This window comes from Thiomonas sp. 13-64-67, assembly GCF_002282795.1.
In the GTDB taxonomy this organism is placed as follows: Bacteria; Pseudomonadota; Gammaproteobacteria; order Burkholderiales; family Burkholderiaceae_C; genus Thiomonas; species Thiomonas arsenitoxydans.
Genome location: NZ_NCKP01000040.1, coordinates 1 through 19,260, shown reverse-complemented (window position 1 = coordinate 19,260; position 19,260 = coordinate 1). Strand labels below are relative to the sequence as shown.

General features: G+C 64.0%; 21 protein-coding genes. 11 read left to right on the top strand and 10 right to left on the bottom strand.

The genetic code is table 11. The features are described from left to right. Positions 1-16 precede the first annotated feature (16 nt). The 4 genes from B7X30_RS10815 (at position 17) to B7X30_RS10800 (ending at position 5,509) form a co-directional block, all read left to right on the top strand. A complete protein-coding gene (locus B7X30_RS10815; protein ID WP_013105883.1) occupies positions 17-1,072 on the top strand; it encodes a cell division protein ZipA C-terminal FtsZ-binding domain-containing protein in 1,056 nt (351 codons plus the stop codon). Between the two features lie 33 nt (positions 1,073-1,105). Next, the gene (gene ligA / locus B7X30_RS10810) at positions 1,106-3,172 is read left to right on the top strand and encodes an NAD-dependent DNA ligase LigA (protein WP_286730568.1); all 2,067 of its coding nucleotides are present in this window, start codon (positions 1,106-1,108) and stop codon (positions 3,170-3,172) included. Positions 3,173-3,432: 260 nt separating this feature from the next. Further along, positions 3,433-4,371: a CBS domain-containing anti-phage protein gene (locus B7X30_RS10805; protein ID WP_286730566.1), complete on the top strand. Its 939-nt coding sequence runs from the start codon at positions 3,433-3,435 to the stop codon at positions 4,369-4,371. A gap of 151 nt (positions 4,372-4,522) precedes the next feature. Further along, positions 4,523-5,509, top strand: coding sequence for an ROK family protein (locus tag B7X30_RS10800; protein WP_286730564.1), 987 nt, complete (start codon positions 4,523-4,525; stop codon positions 5,507-5,509). Here B7X30_RS10800 and msrB read toward each other — a convergent pair. Next, on the bottom strand, positions 5,461-5,907 hold the full coding sequence (gene msrB, locus B7X30_RS10795) for a peptide-methionine (R)-S-oxide reductase MsrB (protein ID WP_286730562.1): 447 nt from the start codon (positions 5,905-5,907) through the stop codon (positions 5,461-5,463). The genes B7X30_RS10800 and msrB overlap by 49 nt on opposite strands. 12 nt (positions 5,908-5,919) lie before the next feature. Beyond that, positions 5,920-7,461: a protein adenylyltransferase SelO gene (locus tag B7X30_RS10790; RefSeq protein ID WP_286730560.1), complete on the bottom strand. Its 1,542-nt coding sequence runs from the start codon at positions 7,459-7,461 to the stop codon at positions 5,920-5,922. Positions 7,462-7,508: 47 nt separating this feature from the next. On the opposite strand from B7X30_RS10790, the gene B7X30_RS10785 reads away from it, so the two are divergent. The 6 genes from B7X30_RS10785 (at position 7,509) to B7X30_RS10760 (ending at position 11,145) form a co-directional block, all read left to right on the top strand. Next, positions 7,509-8,021 (top strand): methylated-DNA--[protein]-cysteine S-methyltransferase, encoded by a 513-nt coding sequence (locus tag B7X30_RS10785; RefSeq protein WP_286730559.1) that lies wholly within the window; start codon positions 7,509-7,511, stop codon positions 8,019-8,021. After that, entirely contained in the window at positions 8,014-8,967 is a 954-nt protein-coding gene (xerD, locus tag B7X30_RS10780; RefSeq protein WP_286730558.1) for a site-specific tyrosine recombinase XerD, read from the top strand. The genes B7X30_RS10785 and xerD overlap by 8 nt, the downstream gene beginning before the upstream one ends. A gap of 18 nt (positions 8,968-8,985) precedes the next feature. After that, positions 8,986-9,582, top strand: coding sequence for a MarC family protein (locus B7X30_RS10775; RefSeq protein WP_156052568.1), 597 nt, complete (start codon positions 8,986-8,988; stop codon positions 9,580-9,582). A gap of 81 nt (positions 9,583-9,663) precedes the next feature. Next, entirely contained in the window at positions 9,664-10,164 is a 501-nt protein-coding gene (locus tag B7X30_RS10770) for a Crp/Fnr family transcriptional regulator (protein ID WP_013105874.1), read from the top strand. 37 nt (positions 10,165-10,201) lie between these two features. Further along, on the top strand, positions 10,202-10,603 hold the full coding sequence (locus tag B7X30_RS10765; RefSeq protein ID WP_013123133.1) for a DUF488 domain-containing protein: 402 nt from the start codon (positions 10,202-10,204) through the stop codon (positions 10,601-10,603). Continuing rightward, on the top strand, positions 10,600-11,145 hold the full coding sequence (locus B7X30_RS10760; RefSeq protein ID WP_013123132.1) for a DUF924 family protein: 546 nt from the start codon (positions 10,600-10,602) through the stop codon (positions 11,143-11,145). Before B7X30_RS10765 ends, B7X30_RS10760 begins: the two co-directional genes overlap by 4 nt. A gap of 10 nt (positions 11,146-11,155) precedes the next feature. On the opposite strand, the gene B7X30_RS10755 is transcribed toward B7X30_RS10760, so the two are convergent. The 4 genes from B7X30_RS10755 to B7X30_RS10740 all read right to left on the bottom strand — a co-directional run bounded on the left by B7X30_RS10755 (position 11,156) and on the right by B7X30_RS10740 (position 14,060). Beyond that, the gene (locus B7X30_RS10755) at positions 11,156-11,668 is read right to left on the bottom strand and encodes a DUF2237 family protein (RefSeq protein ID WP_013123131.1); all 513 of its coding nucleotides are present in this window, start codon (positions 11,666-11,668) and stop codon (positions 11,156-11,158) included. A 149-nt stretch (positions 11,669-11,817) separates the two neighbouring features. Beyond that, the gene (locus tag B7X30_RS10750) at positions 11,818-12,642 is read right to left on the bottom strand and encodes a ferritin-like domain-containing protein (protein ID WP_013123130.1); all 825 of its coding nucleotides are present in this window, start codon (positions 12,640-12,642) and stop codon (positions 11,818-11,820) included. Continuing rightward, the gene (locus tag B7X30_RS10745; protein ID WP_286730556.1) at positions 12,639-13,544 is read right to left on the bottom strand and encodes an SPFH domain-containing protein; all 906 of its coding nucleotides are present in this window, start codon (positions 13,542-13,544) and stop codon (positions 12,639-12,641) included. The genes B7X30_RS10750 and B7X30_RS10745 overlap by 4 nt, the downstream gene beginning before the upstream one ends. 39 nt (positions 13,545-13,583) lie before the next feature. Beyond that, positions 13,584-14,060, bottom strand: coding sequence for an NfeD family protein (locus B7X30_RS10740; RefSeq protein ID WP_286730555.1), 477 nt, complete (start codon positions 14,058-14,060; stop codon positions 13,584-13,586). A gap of 93 nt (positions 14,061-14,153) precedes the next feature. Between B7X30_RS10740 and B7X30_RS10735 the strand changes: the two genes are divergently transcribed. Further along, complete coding sequence (locus tag B7X30_RS10735) at positions 14,154-16,418, top strand: arginine/lysine/ornithine decarboxylase (RefSeq protein WP_276710093.1); 2,265 nt, start codon at positions 14,154-14,156, stop codon at positions 16,416-16,418. A 132-nt stretch (positions 16,419-16,550) separates the two neighbouring features. Here the strand turns inward: B7X30_RS10735 and B7X30_RS10730 are convergent, their stop codons facing one another. From B7X30_RS10730 to B7X30_RS10715, 4 genes are all read right to left on the bottom strand, one after another. Next, positions 16,551-17,186 (bottom strand): ankyrin repeat domain-containing protein, encoded by a 636-nt coding sequence (locus B7X30_RS10730; RefSeq protein WP_231836477.1) that lies wholly within the window; start codon positions 17,184-17,186, stop codon positions 16,551-16,553. 73 nt (positions 17,187-17,259) lie between these two features. Continuing rightward, positions 17,260-18,042, bottom strand: a complete 783-nt coding sequence (locus tag B7X30_RS10725; protein WP_172979068.1) for a TatD family hydrolase — start codon at positions 18,040-18,042, stop codon at positions 17,260-17,262. Positions 18,043-18,065: 23 nt separating this feature from the next. Continuing rightward, on the bottom strand, positions 18,066-18,440 hold the full coding sequence (locus tag B7X30_RS10720) for a PilZ domain-containing protein (protein ID WP_276708413.1): 375 nt from the start codon (positions 18,438-18,440) through the stop codon (positions 18,066-18,068). 3 nt (positions 18,441-18,443) lie between these two features. Next, positions 18,444-19,260, bottom strand: an 817-nt coding sequence (locus B7X30_RS10715) for a DNA polymerase III delta subunit-related protein (protein ID WP_286730551.1), incomplete at its 5' end; no start/stop codon positions are given.

Below are 19,260 nucleotides of genomic sequence, written 5' to 3'. Positions count from 1 at the left end.
CCCCGAGGATTCCTGGATGGGACAGTTGCAAATCGCCTTGATCGTCATCGGCGCCATCATCATCGCCGCCGTCATTGCCTACAACACCTGGCAATCCGGCAAATTCAAGCGCCAGCGCGCCGCCGTCGAAGACGATGTGCAGACCGCGATCGAGCCAGCCGGGCTCGACACCCTGACCTCCGACACCCACGGCCACACGCTCGAACCCGTCGCGCTCAGCCCCGAAGTCGCCCCCAGGCCGCGGCTGATGCCCTTGCAGATCGACCCGCTGATCGACGCCATCGCCAGCTACCTGCTCGAACCCGTGCGTTCGGGCGAGGTGCTGCTGCCGCGCCTGCCCAAAACCGCGCGCGCCGGGGCCAAGCGCATGTTGTTCGAGGGCCGCAACGCCGAAACCGGGCAATGGGAGCCGCTGCAGCCGCAGCACCCCTACGCCGAACTTCAGGCCGCGGTGCAACTGAGCAACCGGGCCGGACCGATCAATGCCATCGAGTTTTCCGAGTTCATCGCCAAGTGCCACGAACTTGGCGAGGCGCTGAGTGTGGCGCCCGATCTGCCCGATATGGCCGAGGCCCTCGAACAGGCCCGGTCGCTCGACGCCTTCGCCAACGACAACGACGCGCAGCTCTCCATCACCCTGCGCGCCCGCAGCGTGCCCTGGGGCATCGACTTCCTGCGTCAGCGCGCCCAGGCCGCCGGTTTCGTTCCCGGCGCCGAGGCCGGGCGCATGGTGCTGCTCTATCAAGACGTGGAGCAGGCGCCCACGCCGCTGGTGCATCTGCAATTCGACGCCCGCGCCGACCTTTCCGACAGCGCTGCCGCCGTCAGCCATGCCACCTTGCTGCTGGAAGTGCCGCAGGCCCCGGCCGCGCAAAAGCCCTTCGGCCGCATGCGCCAGGCCGCCCGTGAACTGGCGACCGCACTCGACGCCGCCGTGGTGGACGACAACAACGCCCCCTTGCCCGACGCCGCGCTCGACCACATCGAAAAACAGCTCGATCTGCTGTACGAAGTGCTGGAACAACGCGGCCTGCCCGCAGGCTCCGCCGCCGCGCAGCGGCTGTTTTCTTGACGCACAGGCTTTGACGACTCGCTTGCTTTCCTGATGACCCAGCCCGATCTTTTCGCGCAGCCCGCCGAGCGCGCGGCGCAATTGCGCGCCGAAATCGCCCGCCTCGATCACGCCTACTACGTGCTCGACGCCCCGCTGACGCCCGATGCCGACTACGACGCGCTGTTTCGGGAGTTGCAGCAAATTGAGGCCGACCACCCCGAGCTGCGCACCCCCGACTCGCCGACCCAGCGCGTGGGTGGCGCGCCCCTGCCCGAGTTCGCCCCGGTGCGGCACGCCGTGCCCATGCTGTCCATCCAGACCGAAACCGACACCACGCCCGAAGGCGCGGCGGCTTTCGACCAGCGGGTGCGCAACCGCCTCGGCCTGAACGCCGACGATCCGCCCGTGAACTACTGCGCCGAATTGAAGTTCGACGGCCTGGCCATCAGCCTGCGCTACGAGCACGGCCAGCTGGTGCAGGCGGCCACCCGTGGCGATGGCGAAACCGGCGAAGACGTCACGCAGAACGTGCGCACCATACGCAGCGTGCCGCTGCAATTGCGCGGCAACCCACCGGCGGTGCTCGAAGTGCGCGGCGAAGCCCTGATGAAGCGCGCCGACTTCGAGCGCTACAACGCCCGCCAGCGCGACAAAGGCCTGCCCACCCTGGTCAACCCGCGCAACGGCGCGGCGGGCAGCATTCGCCAGCTCGACCCGGCCATCGCCGCACAACGCCCGCTGGCCTTCTACGCCTACGGCTGGGGCGAGATTGTCGGCTGGGCGCAGCAGCCTGAAACGCACCACGCCATGCTCGATGCGTTCGAAGCGTTTGGCCTGCCCGTCGCACCGCAGCGGGTGCATGGCCCCGGCGCGCAAACCCTCATCGACTTCCACGCCCGCATCGCCGCCGCGCGCGACAGCCTGCCCTTCGACATCGACGGCGTGGTCTATAAGGTCGATAGCCTCGCCCTGCAGCGCGAACTGGGCTTTCGCAACCGCGAGCCGGTGTGGGCCGTAGCGCACAAATACCCCGCGCAGGAGCGCAGTACCAAGGTCATCGGCATCGACATTCAGGTCGGGCGCACCGGCAAGCTCACCCCGGTCGCCAAGCTCGAGCCGGTGTTCGTCGGCGGCGTGACCGTGACCAACGCCACCCTGCACAACGAAGACGAAGTGCGCCGCAAAGACGTGCGCGTGGGCGACACCGTGATCGTGCGCCGCGCGGGCGACGTGATTCCCGAAGTCGTCAGCGTGGTGCTGAGCGCCCGCCCGGCCGATGTCGGCGAACCGTTCGATCTCTACCAGCGCCTCGGCGGCCAGTGCCCCGTCTGCGGCTCGGCCATCGTGCGCGAAGCCGGCGAGGCCGACTGGCGCTGCACCGGCGGCCTGTTCTGCGCCGCGCAGCGCAAGCAGGCCATCCTGCACTACGCCAGCCGTCGGGCGATGGACATCGAGGGCCTGGGCGAAAAGCTGGTCGATCAGCTGGTGGATGCGGGTATCGTGCGCGTGCTGCCCGATCTTTACCGCCTCGGCCTGCTCAAGCTCGCCGCACTCGACCGCATGGCCGAGAAAAGCGCGGCCAATCTGCTGCAGGCGCTTCAGGCGAGCAAAACCACCACCCTGGCGCGTTTTCTCTACGCCCTGGGCATCCGCCACGTCGGAGAGGCCACGGCCAAAGATCTGGCGCGCCACTTCGGCGGGCTCGACGCCATTCTTGACGCGCCCTTGGAACAGCTGCTCGAAGTGCCCGATGTCGGCCCCGTGGTGGCGCAAAGCATCCGCACCTTCTTCGACCAGCCGCACAACCGCGAAGTGGTGGAACAACTGCGCGCCTGCGGTGTGCATTGGAGCGAGGCCGCGCCCGACCGCGACGCTCCCAAACCGCTAGCAGGCAAGACGCTCGTGCTCACAGGCACCCTGCCCACCCTCAGCCGGGAGGAGGCCAAGGCCCGCATCGAAGCGGCCGGCGGCAAAGTGGCCGGCTCGGTATCGAAAAAGACCGATTACGTGGTCGCCGGCGCCGAGGCCGGAACCAAACTCGCCAAGGCGCAGGAACTTGGCGTAACCGTGCTCGACGAAGCGGAGCTGCTGAAGTTGCTGGGGGAACTCTCGGCGTAATGCAGTGAGCCTAGAGACCGTCGGGCGTCGATTCTGCGGATCACGCTGCCCACCTTCCGGGCCCTCTTGTATATTTGCCCGACAGGTCAAAAAGCGCAGAACGGGTATGCCGGGTTTCAGGGATCATTTAAACCTGTATTCTTGCGCAGCCCATCGGGCTGGAACCCAGACTGCGCGAGGCCACTCATTTCAGTCGTTAGACATCTATGTCGAGTTCATCGGATCATCTTGCCGCAATATCGGAACGGATAAAGAATGGCGTGGCTGGGCCTACGGAGACCGTTCGAACGGTTCTATCCTGGTTCGGCGCGGAACGCCGGGGCATCTGGGTTGTGAAGCAGATAAATGCAGCACTCGATGCCCACGACTTGATGACAGAGCCAAGCTTTGAGTCGACTTGGATCGACGGGCCGATCAGATTCGTTCGCAAGGCAAAAAATGGCGCCGCGGATGCGCTTCATGATCCGACATTTCGACTTGGTCGGCTTGAGGCGGCCAACAAGGAGATCGTGTCAGTCAAGCCGAACGACAGCTTGGACAAAGTGATCACGCTCATGCTTACCAGTGACTTTTCTCAATTGCCAGTTATGGGCGGGCAACGTGATGTCAAAGGTGTTGTGAGCTGGAAAACAATTGGCTCGCGACTTGCTCTCAATAAGCTATGTACGCAGTGCAAGGACTTCATGGAGCCCGCCCAGATCCTTTCGGAAGAGGTTTCACTCCTTGAGGCTGTGGATGTCATTGCCAACCACGACTACGTACTTGTCCAGAGAACCGACAAGACCATCGGAGGCTTGGTAACGGCTAGCGACTTTAGCCTTCAGTTCAGAACAATGTCTGAACCCTTCCTCCTTGTTGGCGAAATCGAGAACGGCATTCGCCACCTGTTGTATGGAAAATTCAACAGTAAGGAATTGCAGGCCGCACGGGCGGAGAGCGACCCTGGTCGTACCGTGAAAAGTCCGAGCGATCTAACGTTCGGCGAGTACGTTCGGCTTCTCGAGCCAGCGATCAATTGGAACAAACTGGGCGTCAAGATCGATCGAGTCGAATTCATCAAACAGCTCGATCGCGTAAGAAAGATCAGAAACGACGTGATGCACTTTGACCCGGACGGACTTGATCCGGATGACAAGAGATTCCTAACTGAGTTCGCTCAATTTCTCAAACGCATTCGTGAAATACGCAGGACAGAGTAGGGTAAGGGATGTAACTTTCTAGCACTTTCTACCTCCCTTATTCGAAGCCTACCGCCAGTTCTACGTTATCCCAGCTCATCGAAGGCGCTTATGTCGATCTGTTGTCCCGCACAGAAGCCCTGTAAACGTGATACCCAACCCACCCAGCAACGTGGGCCAGTCTAAGCCGACGGCCTATCTCGGCCTCGATTTGGGTGGCACCAAGATCGAGGTGGCTGCGCTCGATGGCGATGGGCGGTTTTTGTTGCGCGAGCGGTGCGACACGCCGCAGGGCGACTATGCCGCGACCATCGAGGCCATCGCCGCGCGGGTGGCGGCGGCCGATGGGCAACTCGGCTGCAGGCTGCCGCTGGGCGCGGCGATTCCGGGTTCGGTATCGCCGGTTTCCGGGCTGATCCGCAACGCCAATTCCACCGTGCTCAATGGGCGCCCGCTGCTGCAAGACCTGCAACGGCGGCTAGATCGACCGGTGCGCTTGCACAACGACGCCAACTGTCTGGCGATCAGCGAGGCGGTGGACGGCGCGGGGCAGGGCGTCCGCGTGGTGTTTGCGGTCATTCTGGGCACTGGCGTGGGCGCGGGCATCGCCATCGACGGCGCGGATTGGCTGGGCTGCAATGCGGTGGCGGGGGAGTGGGGCCACAACCCGCTGCCCTGGCCGCGCCTGCCATCTGCCTGGCGCGAACTACCGGGGCCGCGCTGTTGGTGTGGTTTGCAGGGCTGCATCGAAACCTGGCTGAGCGGGCCGGGCTTCGTCGCCGATCATTTCGCGCGGATAGGGCAAATGAGGGGCCAGCAACGCAGCGCCAAGGAGCTGATCGCGGCCATGCGCGAGGGCGATCGCGCCGCGCGGGCGAGTTTCATCCGCTATGCCGACCGGCTGGCCCGGGCGCTGGCGCAGGTCATCAATCTGCTCGACCCGGACGTCATCGTGCTGGGCGGGGGCATGAGCAATGTGGCCGAGCTGTACGACGAAGTGCCGCGCCGCTGGGGCGCCTGGGTGTTTTCCGATACGGTGCGCACCCGGCTGCTGCCCGCGCAGCATGGCGATTCTTCCGGGGTACGCGGGGCGGCCTGGTTGTGGCGCGATCAGCTTCGTTCGGTTGCGCCTTCTTCTCCCCCTTCTTCTCCTGCCTGACGCTCTGAAAAATCGAGCGCGGCCGAGTTGATGCAGTAGCGCAGGCCGGTGGGGTTGGGGCCGTCGGGGAAGACGTGGCCGAGATGCGCGCCGCATTGCCCGCACTGCACTTCGGTGCGCACCATGCCGTGACTGACGTCGCGTACTTCACGGATCACGGCTTGCGATGTGGGCTGCCAGAAGCTGGGCCAGCCGCTGCCCGATTCGAACTTGGTGCGCGAGTCGAATAGCGGCGTGCCGCAGCACACGCAGCCATAGACGCCGTCGCCGTGGTGGTCCCAGTACAGGCCGGTGAAGGGCGGCTCGGTGGCGCTGCAACGCGTCACGCGGTATTGCTCCTCGCTCAGTTTGCTGCGCCAGAGGGCGTCATTCGTGTCTTCGGGGGTGGGCTTGGACATGATGCTTTCCTTTCAAGAGGAGCAGGACAGGCAGGCGGGCGGCGCGTGTTCCGGCGGGGGTTCAGCGTAATGCGGCGGCGTGGCCTGCGCGTCGAAAGGCCGCGTGAGCGCATGCAGCAGGCGGCGCACTTCGGCGAAGTCGCCGGCCTCGGCCTGGGCGATGGCGGCCTGCGCCAGATGGTGGCGCAGCACGACGTGCGGATTGACGGCATTCATCGCCACAGCGCGCGCTGCGTCGTCGCGGCCTTCTGCCCGCAGGCGCTCGCGGTAGCGGGCCACCCAGTCGGCAAACCGTTGCGGCTCGCGCGCGAATTGCGCCGCGAGGGCGGGGGGGATGGGCGCGTGTGCGTCGGCGGCAAGTTGCGCGAGATGGCGAAAGCTCAGCGTCCAGTCGCTGCGGTTGGCCGCCATGGTGTCAAGCAGAGCCTGAAACAGATCGCCGTCGCCCGGATGTTGCTCGGTCAGCCCGAGCTTGGCGGCGAGTTGTTGCTGCATGGCCTGCACGTACAGCGGGCGAAATTGATCGACCGCGGTCAGCGCCGACTCGGGCTTGTCGATCAGCGGCAGCAGGGCCTGGCCCAGCGCCAGCAGATTCCAGTGCGCCACGGCGGGTTGACGGCCGTAGGCGTAGCGCCCGCCGCGGTCGGTGGTGTTGGGGGTGTGCAGCGGGTCGTAGGCGTCGAGAAAGGCGAAAGGGCCGTAATCGATGGTCCAACCCAGGATGGACATATTGTCGGTATTCATTACCCCGTGAATGAAGCCCACCGCCTGCCACCGGGCGATGAGCCGCGCGGTGCGCGCCACCACCCATTGCAACAGCGACAGCGCGGGCTGCGGGGTGTTGGCGCAGTCGGGGCAGTACTGGGCGATCACCCAGTCGGTCAGCGCACGCAACTGCTCGGTCTGGCCGCTGTAGCTGAAATGCTCGAAATGCCCGAAGCGCACGAAACTCGGACTCAGCCGGGTGACCATCGCCGCGGTTTCGATGCGCTCGCGCCGCACCGGGCGGCTCGATCCCACCAGGCACAGCGCCCGCGTGGTGGGAATGCCCAGCGCCGCCATGGCTTCCGAGCACAAAAATTCGCGGATGGAAGAACGCAGCACCGCCCAGCCGTCGCCCATTCGCGAAAACGGCGTGCGGCCGCTGCCCTTGAATTGCACTTCCCAACGGGCATAGCCGCCGCTGTGCCGTCCGCCACTGGCATCTGGCCAGTCGCCCAGCAGCAGCGCGCGGCCGTCGCCAAGCTGCCCCGCCCAGTTGCCGAACTGATGCCCGGCGTACACCGTGGCACGGCTGCCGCCGCTGATCGCCGCGACATGGCCGCCGAAAGCCCGCGCCCAGTCGTGCTCGTCTTGCGGGGTTGCGGGCGCAGTTAGGCCGACCAGCGCCGCGGCATCGGCGCTGCTGGCCACCAACACGGGATCGGGCAGGGGGCTGACCGCGACCGGCGCGCTGAATGCGTCGCCCAGGGCGGCAAACTGCTGCGCCAGCGGCGGCCAAGAGCAGCTCGCGGGCGGAGCAGGGGCGGGAAAATCCAGAGCAGCGGAAGTCATGCCTGCATTCTCGGAGAAAGCCGCAGTTTTTGCCTGATGTTCAAGCCATGCCGCTCACACAAAATCCGGCCCATCCAGATGCGGTCATCGCGTTGCCTTTCGGTCGCATGGGCCTGTTCTGCACCGACGACATGGTGTTGCGCCTGGAATATCTTCCGCCAGAGACTCCTCTCACCCCGCCCTCCACGCCGCTATGCCGCGCTGTAGCCGCGCAACTGAGCGCCTATGCCGCTGATCCGGCGTATCGCTTCGATTTCCCGCTGGCAACGGCGGGCACGGAGTTTCAGCGCCGGGTCTGGGCGCTGTTGCAGCAAATTCCGCCAGGGCAGACGCGCACTTATGGCGATGCCGCGCTGGAGTTGCACAGCGCCGCTCGGGCCGTTGGGCAGGCTTGCGCCGCCAATCCCTTCGCCCCCGTGGTGCCATGTCACCGCATCGTCGCGCAAGGCGGGCTGGGCGGATTTGACCATTCCACCGCGCAAGACGGGTATCTGCTGGGCATCAAACGCTGGCTGCTGCAGCATGAAGCCAGCTTGCGATCGGCTCGTCCCCATGCCTGAAGCCCCGCTTTACCTCGAATGGCCGCCCGCGCCCGAAGCCTGCGCCACCACGATCGACCGTTTCTGCGACGCCCTCTGGCTGGAAGACGGCCTCTCGCCCAACACCCTCGCCGCTTACCGCCGCGACCTCACCCTGATGGCGCGCTGGCTGACTTTTTCGCGGCGCCCGCCCTTGATCGAAGCGTCGCTGCGCGATGTGCAGGCGTATATCGCGGCCCGATTTGTGCAGAGCAAGGCCACTTCGTCCAACCGGCGGCTGGTGGTGTTGCGCCGCTTTTACCGCTGGGCGTTGCGTGAGCACTTGCGCACCGACGACCCCACGCTGCAGCTCGACACCGCGCGTCAGCCGCCGCGCCGCCCCAAGACCCTGAGCGAAGCGCAGGTGGAAGCGCTGCTCGCCGCACCCGAGGTAGACACGCCGCTGGGCCTGCGCGACCGCGCCATGCTCGAACTGCTCTACGCCAGCGGCCTGCGGGTGAGCGAGCTGGTGGCGCTGCCGGTGGTGCGCGTGTCGCTCGATCAGGGCGTGGTGCAGATTGCGGGCAAAGGCGGCAAAGAGCGACTGGTGCCGTTCGGCAGCGCCGCGCAAGACTGGCTGCAGAACTACCTGCGCACTGCGCGCCATGAGTTGCTGCAGGGGCGCGACAGCCCCTTTCTGTTCGTCACCGCGCGCAGTGGGCAAAGTGCCCGCGAAACCACCGGCATGACGCGGCAGATGTTCTGGATGCGCATCAAGGCCTATGCGCGCAAGGCCGGCATCGACGTGCCGCTGTCGCCCCACACCCTGCGCCACGCTTTCGCCACCCATCTGCTCAACCACGGCGCCGACCTGCGTGTGGTGCAATTGCTGCTCGGTCATGCCGATATTTCCACCACGCAGATCTACACCCACATCGCGCGCGAACGGCTCAAGACGCTGCACGCCCGCCACCACCCCCGCGCCTGATCGCGCTCAAGCCCCGCTATGGCCCAAGACAACTTCTGGTCCGCCTTCGTCCTGCTGCTGCTGATCCTCGACCCCTTTGGCAATCTGCCGTTTTTCATCGCGGTCATGCGCAAGCTGCCGATTCAGCGTCGCCTGCCCGTGGCGCTGCGCGAAATCGGCATCGCCTACGCCGTGCTGCTGGCTTTCATGTTCGGCGGCCACGGTTTTCTGAAACTGATGAACCTCAGCCAGCCTTCCATCGAAGTGGCCGGCGGGGTCATTTTGCTGCTGGTGGCGATCAAGATGATTTTCTCCACCACGTCTGAAATTTTCGGCGGCGAGGGCGGACGCGAACCCTTGATCTTTCCCCTGGCCGTACCGCTGCTGGCCGGGCCGTCCGCTCTCGCCACAGTCTTGCTGCTGGCCTCGCGCCAGCCCGGCGAGATCTGGACCTGGGTGGGCGCGCTCAGCTCGGCGGTGGCCGTGACTGGCGGGTTGCTGTTGATGAGCGAAACCCTGCTCAAGTGGCTGGGCGACTCGGTGATGAACGCCGCCGAAAAGCTCATGGGCCTCATCCTCACCGCCATTGCCGTGAATATGCTGCTGTCGGGTATTCGCAGCTATTTCGGGCTATGAATTCGCCAGTGCTGCCGATAGCATGCCTCTGTGCAACGCTTTGAAGCGATTTCCCTCCAACCTACTCAGCAATCAATCACCATGGAACGCCTGACTTTCACCCCGGAAGACCGCGAAGCCCTGGCCCATTTTCTGGGTCAGCTCGTGGACACCACCATCCTCACTCGCCGAGAAATTCATGACTTTCTCGACTACTGCGATCTCATGGCGCCGAAAAAAGGCGAAGTCATCGCCGATATCGGCCAGGTCGGCGAGAGCCTGTTTTTCGTGCTCGAAGGGCAGGGCTGCCTGATGGCGCAGTTGCCCGAAAGCGAAATGGAAATCGGCAAGATCATGCCCGGAGAAATGCTCGGCGAGATGAGCTTTTTCGACCGCAAGCCGCGCGAAATCCGCCTGCGCGCAGGCGAAGACACCCGCCTGCTGCGCATCAGCCGCGCCATGTACAACCGTCTGCGTCTTGAGCGCCCGCTGCTCGCCGTGCTGCTGCTCGAAGTGGCCATCATCAGCCTCGATCACCTCTACCGCCGCACCTCCTCGGAGATGGCGCAGATCAACCGTTATATGTACCGCACCGGGCGGTAAACGCCCCACCGCCCGCCGTTTCGCCCGCCGTTTCGTCATGACCGCGCCACGACTCGATCTGCAGATCCGGCGGGCCTACGACCCGCCGAGTTCTGACGACGGCACGCGCATCCTCATCGACCGCCTCTGGCCGCGCGGTCTGCGCAAAGACGGCGCCCACATCGACCATTGGTTGAAAGACCTCGCCCCCAGCCCGGCGCTGCGCGTCTGGTTCGGCCATGAGCCGGAGCGTTTTGCCGAGTTTTCAAAGCGCTACACGGCCGAACTCGATGCCTTGGCGGATGACGCTGCGGCCCTGCAAACCCTGGGCGAAGCGCTGCGGGCAGGGCGCGTCACCCTGCTGTTCGCTGCGCACGACCCGCAAATCAACCACGCCCGGGTGCTCGAAGACTGGCTGCGTCGGCCGCACGCTTGGCTCTCGGCAAGAAAGGCCAAATGATCTTCGCGCCCGATGCCGTCCTCGATTTCTGGTTCCGCGAAATCGAGCCCGCGCAGTGGTTCAAAGCCGACCCGGCTTTCGACGCACTGCTGCGCACGCGTTTCAGTGCACTTCACAGCCAGGCGGTGCGCTGTGAGTTGTTTGCGTGGAGAGCTACGCCGCAGGGTCGGCTGGCGGAAATCGTCGTGCTCGACCAGTTTTCGCGCAATCTGTTCCGGGGCGATCCGCGCGCCTTTGCCGCCGATGCGCAGGCGCTCACCCTCGCGCAGGATGCGGTGGCCTGCGGCGCCGACCAGGCGCTGACACAGCAACAGCGCATCTTTGCGTACATGCCCTATATGCACAGCGAATCGGCCGCGATTCATGTCGTGGCCGAAACCCTGTTCCGCGCCAACGGGCTGGCGAACAACCTCGACTTCGAGCTGCGCCACAAAGCCATCATCGACCGCTTTGGCCGCTACCCGCACCGCAACGCCATCCTCGGTCGGGAATCGACGGACGAGGAAATTGAATTTTTGAAGCTGCCGGGCTCCAGTTTCTGAGTGCCACACCCTAAGGAAGCTGAGGGGGCGGCAAATGGGCGGGCGGGTCTACCGCATGCTTGGCCAGATCGTCCAGAAACAAGGAGTCCAGCACGTCCTTGCTCGTCGCAGCAAGAACAACCTTAGGCGCCACACCGGCGTCAAGTGCTTGCTGCCAGCGCCCAGCACAGACACACCAGTGGTCGCCGGGTTTCAACCCAGGGAAGCGCAGTTTTGGGTTGGGTGTGGACAGATCATTGCCTTGCGATTTGGTGTATGCGAGGAACTGTGCGTCCATCAAAGCGCACACGCCATGCACTCCAGCGTCCTGTGCCGTCACGGCGCAGTAGCCGTTGCGCAAATATCCCGTCTGTGGAGCCTGGCTGCAAGATTGCAAAGGCTGATTCAGGACATTGAGCAAGGCCGGATCGGCTTCAGACTTATTGGGCGTTTGCGCAAACGCGGAGGTTGAAATCAAGACCGTACCAAGGCATGCAATGCTGGACGCAAAAAAACGGCGGTAGTGCGCGGTGATGGTTGCCAAAACTCTTCTCCGAACCCAAACGAGGCTCAAGAATATGGCGCTGTGAGTGCCCTCATCCGTTGTGAGGGGGATTTGACGTCGCGTACCCAATTAGCCAGGGCCGTGCACGGAGCGTTTTTGCGCCCGTCAGCAGGCGAAGCGAGCAGGCGCTAGATCGCGCGCTCAAGCTGGGCTAGCTCTTCACTGCTGAACCCCGCCTGCAGCCGTGCGTCGCGATTGAACGGAGGTTTGATCCGCGGGGCGTCGAAAGCGGCGGCCAGTTCGTCGTGCGCGGTGAGGGGGTTGCGGCCCGTCTGGGTGCAGGCCCAGTGATACCAGCGGTTGCCGATGGCGACGTGGCCGATTTCGTCGGCCAGAATGTGGTCGAGAATTTCCGCGCCGCGCGCATCGCCAGCGGCGGCCAGCTTGGCGCGAATGCTGGGGTTCACGTCCAGCCCCCTGGCTTCGAGGGTGCGCGGCACCAGCGCCATGCGGGCGAGCAGGTCGCCAGCGGTTTTTTCGGCCATGTCCCACAGGCCGTTGTGGGCGGGAAAGTCGCCGTATTCAGCGCCGATGCTGCGCAGGTGATTGCGCAGCAGAGTGAAGTGCTCGGCTTCTTCGGCGGCCACGCGAATCCAGTCGCGGTAAAAATCTTCGGGCAAATTCTGAAAACGCCACACGGCATCCAGGGCGAGGTTGATGGCGTTGAACTCGATGTGCGCAATGGAGTGCAGCAGGGCGGCGTGACCCTTGGGGTCGCGCGGGTTGCGGCGGGGCATCTGTTGCGCGGGGATCAGTTCAGGCTTTTCCGGGCGGCCGGGGAGGGCGGCGTTTGGCGGCCTCTGCACACAGGTGGGCGGATCGATGCTCACCCGCCCTTGGTGCAGATCGTCGCGCAGGGCCAGCGCCAGCGCTACCTTGCGCGCCGGGTCGGGCTCGATCAGTGCGGCCAATGCGGCCTGGCGCGCCGAGCTGGAAGAGATGGGCGCACTCACTGTGTTTTCTTCAGCACGGTCATGGCCGAGGCAATGAGGCCGGCGGCCTGGCTCATGTCTCCAGGCACGATGAGGGTGGTGCTCGATTTGGCGAGGTTGGCATAGGTGTCCAGACCCTGCTGGGCGACCTTGAGCTGCACGGCTTCGGCGCCGCCGGGTTTTTGAATGGCATTGGCCACGACTTCCAGCGCGTGCGCTGTGGCGTCGGCCACGGCCTCGATGGCGGCGGCTTCGCCTTGCGCATTGTTGATGGCCGCCTGCTTCTGCCCCTCAGATCGCGCGATGAAGGCCTGGCGCTCGCCTTCGGCGACGTTGATGGCCTGCTGACGCGCACCTTCCGAGGTGGCGATCACGGCGCGCTTTTCACGCTCGGCGGTGATCTGCCGCTGCATGGCGTGCAGGATTTCGTTCGGTGGTGTGAGGTCCTTGATCTCGTAGCGCAACACCTTCACGCCCCAGGTGGCAGCGGCTTCGTCGAGAGCATTCACCACGCTGTGGTTGATGAATTCGCGTTCTTCGAAAGTCTTGTCGAGTTCGAGCTTGCCGACCACCGAGCGCAGCGTAGTCTGCGCCAACTGGGTGATGGCGACGATGTAGTTCGACGAGCCATAGCTGGCACGCATGGCGTCGGTCACCTGGAAATACAGCACGCCGTCCACGGTGAGCTGGGTGTTGTCTTTGGTGATACAGATCTGGCTGGGCACGTCGAGCGGAATTTCTTTCAGCGAGTGTTTGTAGGCCACGCTGTCGATGAAGGGAATGATGATGTTTAGCCCCGGTTGCAGGGTGGCGTGGTAGCGGCCGAGACGCTCCAAAATCCAGGCGTTTTGCTGCGGGACGATCTTGATGCCGCGGCTGACGAACAACACGGCGATGACGGCCAGGATGATGGCGATTTCCATGAAAGACTCCCTTGGGTTGATCAAAGCGGGCTACGCGCGTCAGCCCAGATTATGTTGTGCATTCGTGTCGAGCGATGGCGCGGCTTGTGCGGCGGGCAGCGGTTCGATCAGCAGCACATTGCCGTCTTGTCCGGCAATGCGGTGCGGGCCGGTTTGCAGCGGGCCACGCCGCAGCAGCCGCGCAGACCAGTCTGAACCCCGGTAATGCACCCGCGCGACGCCATCTGCCGACCAGGCGGACACATCGACCGTGGCACCGAGATCGAGGTTGTCGTGCCGCACATCGGCGGCGGTGCGTTTACCGAAAATACGCCGGGTCAGATACAACGCGATCACCGCGCCGCCGCCCACCACGGTGAACGCCACCCAATGCCAGGGCATGGGCAGCCCGGCATGCGCCGCCAGTGCGCCGGCCACGGCGCCCACGGCCAGCATGAGCAAATAGAAGGTGCCGCTGACCAGTTCCATCGCGACAAAAAAACCGGCCAGAATCCACCAGGCGGTCGGGTTGTCCATCTCGGGTGCTCCCAATATTGATGGCGCGAAGCAGGGCGCTTCACACAGATTTCCTACACTCTCGCACTTTATCCCTTCCGCGTCGGAGCCGTCATGCACTTTCGTTTTCCCATTGTCATCATCGATGAAGACTTCCGCTCGGAAAACTCGTCAGGCCTCGGCATTCGCGCGCTGGCGCAGGCCATCGAGAAGGAAGGCATGGAGGTGCTGGGGGTGACCAGCTATGGCGATCTCTCCAGCTTCGCGCAGCAGCAAAGCCGGGTGAGCGCTTTCATTCTCTCTATCGACGATGAGGAATTCGCCACCGCGGAGGAGGGCGTGGAACCGAAGGCTTTGCACAACCTGCGCGCCTTCATCGAGGAGATTCGCTTTCGCAACGCCGAGATTCCCATCTACCTCTACGGCGAAACGCGCACCTCGGGGCATATTCCCAACGACATCCTGCGCGAGTTGCACGGCTTCATCCATATGTTCGAGGACACGCCGGAGTTCGTGGCGCGGCACATCATCCGCGAGGCACGCTCGTACATGGACTCGCTGGCGCCGCCTTTCTTTCGTGCCCTGGTCGGCTACGCCGCCGATGGTTCCTACTCCTGGCATTGCCCTGGGCATTCCGGGGGGGTGGCCTTCCTGAAGAGCCCGGTGGGGCAGATGTTCCACCAGTTCTTTGGCGAAAACCTGCTGCGCGCGGACGTGTGCAACTCGGTGGATGAACTGGGCCAGTTGCTCGACCACACCGGCCCGGTGGCGGCGAGCGAGCGCAACGCGGCGCGCATTTTCCACGCCGATCATCTGTTTTTCGTCACCAACGGCACCTCCACCTCGAACAAGATGGTTTGGCACAGCACGGTAGCGCCGGGCGATGTGGTGGTGGTGGACCGCAATTGCCACAAATCCATCCTGCACGCCATCATCATGACTGGCGCGCTGCCGGTGTTCCTCACGCCGACGCGCAATCATTACGGCATCATCGGGCCGATTCCGCTGGCCGAGTTCCACCCGGACAACATTGCCCGCAAGATTGCCGAGAATCCGCTCACGCGGCATCTCGTCGGCAAAATCAAGCCGCGGGTGCTCACCATCACCCAGTCCACCTACGACGGCGTGCTTTACAACGTGGACACCATCAAGCAGATGCTCGATGGCCACATCGACACCCTGCATTTCGACGAAGCCTGGCTGCCACACGCCTGTTTTCACGACTTTTATCGCGGCATGCATGCCATCGGGCCCGACCGCGAGCGCACCAAAGAGACCATGGTGTTCGCCACGCAATCCACCCACAAGCTGTTGGCGGGCCTGAGCCAGGCCTCGCAGATTTTGGTGCAGAACGCGCAAAACCAGCAGCTCGATTTCCACCGCTTCAACGAGGCGTATCTGATGCACAGCTCCACCTCGCCGCAGTACGCCATCATCGCCTCGTGCGATGTGGCCGCGGCGATGATGGAGCCACCGGGCGGCACCGCGCTGGTCGAAGAAAGCATTCTGGAGGCCATGAACTTCCGCCGCGCCATGCGCAAGGTCGACGCCGATTACGGACAGGACTGGTGGTTCAAGGTGTGGGGGCCGAACGGCTTGGCGGAGGAGGGCACCGGCGAGCGCGACGACTGGCTGCTGCACGCCACCGACGACTGGCACGGCTTCGGCGCCGTGGCCGACGGCTTCAATATGCTCGACCCGATCAAGTCGACTATCGTCACACCGGGTCTGAACATCAACGGCGATTTCGATGCCACCGGCATCCCGGCCGCCATCGTCACCCGCTTTCTGGCCGAGCATGGAGTGATTGTCGAAAAGACCGGGCTTTACAGCTTTTTCATCATGTTCACCATCGGCATCACCAAGGGCCGATGGAACACCCTGGTCACGGCGCTGCAACAGTTCAAGGACGACTACGACCGCAACCAGCCGCTGTGGCGCATCCTGCCCGAATTCGTGGCGCAGAATCCGCGCTACGAGCGCATCGGTCTACGCGATCTGTGTCAGCAGATCCACGAAGCCTATCGTGAGCAGGACGTAGCCCGTCTGACCACCGAGATGTACCTCTCCGATTTGCAGCCGGCCATGACGCCGACCGACGCCTACGCCAAGATGGCGCACCGCGACATCGAGCGGGTGGAGATCGATCAGCTCGAAGGCCGCATCACCGCGGCGCTGGTCACGCCGTACCCGCCGGGCATTCCGCTGCTCATTCCGGGCGAGCGCTTCAACGCGCCCATCATGCGCTACCTGAAGTTCGCCCGCGACTTCAATCTGCGCTTCCCGGGATTTGCCACCGACGTGCATGGTCTGGTGACTGAAACCGACGCCAGCGGAAACAAACGCTATTTCGTGGACTGCGTGCGCAACGCGGACTGAAACAGGTTTCTACCGGCGGCGGCTTCGAGAGGGGCCGCCGTCAATCTCTTGATGTGCAGTCGTATTGTAAATTTAACATAATGCATATATGTTCTCTAATAGATGCCCAGCCACGAGGCTGGAATGGCGCTCTTACCAGGAGCCCTGCGGTCTATCCTTGCCCAGCGCCTTGGCGATCATGTTGGCGATGTCCTTGTGGTTCATTTGGGTTGCCAAGGTCAGCGCGGTGTAGCCCATGGCATTTTTGAGCTTCGGGTCGGCGCCTTCTTCCAGCAGCAGCTTCACCGTGCTGTCATAGCCAAAATACGCCGCCATCATCAGCGGCGTGGAGCCGTTGGGCGCGGCGGCGTCTATGTAGGCGGAATGTTCGAGCAGATACTTGACGACTTCGGTACGCCCCCGGGTGGCGGCATAGGACAACGGCGTCCAACCCGGTTTGTTGATTTCCGCGCCTTTTTCGACCATGAGCTTGACGATGCCAAGATCGCCCTGAAGGCAGGCGATCATCAGCGCATTTTCGTCGGATGGGTTCAGGTAATTGAGATGAATATGCGGATCATCGATCAATACCTTGGCGACCTTGAGGGAGTTGTAGCGCAGCGCCAGATACAGCGCCGAATTGCCTTTGCTGTCCACCGCGTTCGGGTCGAAACCCTGCGCCAGCAGACTGCGCACGGCGCCCACGTCGTCAATGTTGACGGCGCGGAAAAAGTCGGTGTAAGCCCCGGCGTAAGCCCAACCACCCGAGCCCGCGAGCAGCGCGGCCACGGCGGTAGATTGGAGAAATTGGCGCCGAGCTCTATTCATAAAACACCTTAATTATTATTCTTAACACTATGATTTATTGTAGAAATAGCCGGGTGAAATTATCGCTGGTCTGTTCTGCCAGCGCCTCCCGATCCACGCCGCGCAATTCGGCCAGGTAGTCGGCGACGTAACTCACGTAGGCCGGTTCATTGGTCTTGCCGCGGTGCGGCATGGGGGCTAGATAGGGGCTGTCGGTTTCGATCAGTAAGCGGTCGGCAGGAATTTGTACCGCCACATCGCGCAGCGCCTGGGCGTTCTTGAAAGTGACGATGCCCGCGATGGATATGTAGAAGCCCAGATCGAGGGCGCGCTGCGCGACATCCCAGTTTTCGGTGAAGCAATGCATCACGCCCCGCGCACGTCCCTGCCCTTCCTCGGCCAGAATGGCGAGGGTGTCTTCGGCGCTGGCGCGGGTATGGATGATCAGCGGTTTGTCGAGCTGCAAGGCGGCACGAATATGCACCCGAAAGCGCTCGCGCTGCCATTCCATCTCAGCCACGGTGCGCTCGCCCAGACGGAAATAGTCGAGCCCGGTTTCACCGATGCCGACCACGCGCGGCAATTGGGCCAGGCGCGTGAGGTCTTCAACCGTGGGCTCGCGCACGCCTTCGTTGTCGGGGTGCACCCCCACCGAGGCCCAAACCCCGGGGTAACGCAGCGCGATGGCGTGCACCGCGTCGAATTCTTCGAGCGTGGTGCAGATGTTGAGCGCCCGCGTTACGCCTTTGTCGTGCATATGCGCCAGCACGTCGTCGAGGCGTTCTTCCAGGCCCGGATAGGCTAGGTGGCAGTGGGAATCGGTCAGTGCGGCGGTCATTTCAAGCGGAATTTCGGGCGGCATCAAATGGTGTTGGTCGGCTTGCCGCTGGCCTCGGCGGCGCCTAGCGCTTCTTCGATTTTCACCTTCAGGTGCCGCGCCTTGTCGTCGGCGGGAAAACGCACGCCGATGCCCTGCGGGCGGTGGTTGGCGGCATTGGCCGGATTGATCCAGGCGACTTTGCCTTCGACCGGATAGCGCTGCGGATCGTCCACAATGGTGAGCAGTAGATAGACGCCCTCCCCCAGTCGATATTCGTGCGGCGTGGGCACAAAAATGCCGCCCTCGGGGAAGAAGGAAATGTACGAGGCATACAGCGCCGGTTTTTCCTTGATGGCCAACTGAAGGACGCGGGGCTTGTTGGCGGCAGCGCTTGCGGCGCGGGGGGCGGTAGCCATGAATCAATCTCCTCGGGAGAAAAGCTGGGCAAATTCTAGGAGCAGTGCGTCGCTGGCGAGTGCCTGGTTCAAGGGAAAACCGGCTAGCCGTTGTTTCTGGCGCCAGCCGTCCAGGGCATCAGCCAGTTTCAGCGGTGCGATGCGCTGGGCGAGTGCGGTCAGAGCCGGCAATTTTTGCGGCAGATAAAGCGGGGGTCCGCCAACCTGCACGCGCTGCAAATCGCTGCCGATTTTCAGCAGGCTCGCGACGCCAGCCGCCTGATCGGGCGGCGGCGGCAGGGTGGACGACTGCGGACGGGCGGCTTGGCGCGACAAGGCGTCCAACAGGCTTTCGGCCCATTCCAGCCCCAGCGCCGGGTTGGCCTGATAGACCGCACCCTGGCTCCAGGCCAGCACGGCCTGCTGCGCCCCCGCCGCCTCCGTCTTCCCGCCGAGTTGTTGCTGCGCCTCGGCGGCCCCCGGGCGCGGCAGTGCCGCCAGACGACAGCGGCTGCGAATCGTGGGCAGCAAGGCGTCGAGCCGGTGGGCGCCGAGCAGAAACTGCACGTCTTCCGGCGGTTCTTCGAGGGTCTTGAGCAGCGCGTTGGCCGCGGCCGCATTGAGCGCATCGACCGGATAGATCACCGCCACCTTGGCGCGGCCGCGGTGGCTGGTGCTCACCGACCAATCGTTGAGGCGGCGGATCTGCTCGATGCGGATCTCCTGGCTCGCCGTCTTGGTCTCGGAGCGCGGCGCGGTCTCTTCAGACGGGTTCAGGCCGAGTTCGGGCCACATCGCCTCGGGCGCTGCGATCAGTAAATCGGGGTGCGTGCCCGCCGCC